The sequence below is a fragment of the Chryseobacterium sp. SIMBA_029 genome (assembly GCF_046535275.1).
Lineage (GTDB): Bacteria > Bacteroidota > Bacteroidia > Flavobacteriales > Weeksellaceae > Chryseobacterium.
On sequence record NZ_JAWRXA010000303.1, the window covers coordinates 1 to 273 of the forward strand.

1 protein-coding gene is annotated in these 273 nt (G+C 54.2%); it reads left to right on the forward strand.

Annotated elements, in window-relative coordinates; genetic code table 11:
• Window positions 1-273, forward strand: a 273-nt coding sequence (locus SB679_RS24220; protein WP_410704796.1) for a hypothetical protein, incomplete at both ends; no start/stop codon positions are given.

Below are 273 nucleotides of genomic sequence, written 5' to 3' on the forward strand. Positions count from 1 at the left end.
GTCCATGCCGACAGCCTTTCCTATTACATGATCTTCGGTGCCATCTTCATGATGGGCGCCAACCAGTTCTTCAATTTCCGGTTCGGCCTTTCGGTTCTGGCCTCCAGCGCGGTGCTAGTGACCTTCCTGATCTCGCTGGTGTTCTTCTGGCCAACGAGCGTCTACGCCATGGCCTTCGGCATGTTCTACGTGTCGTGCTTCGTCTTCACTTCCTATGTGAACTGGAAGCTGAACCACGAGCGCTATCATGTCTTCCTCAATGCGCTTGAAGCC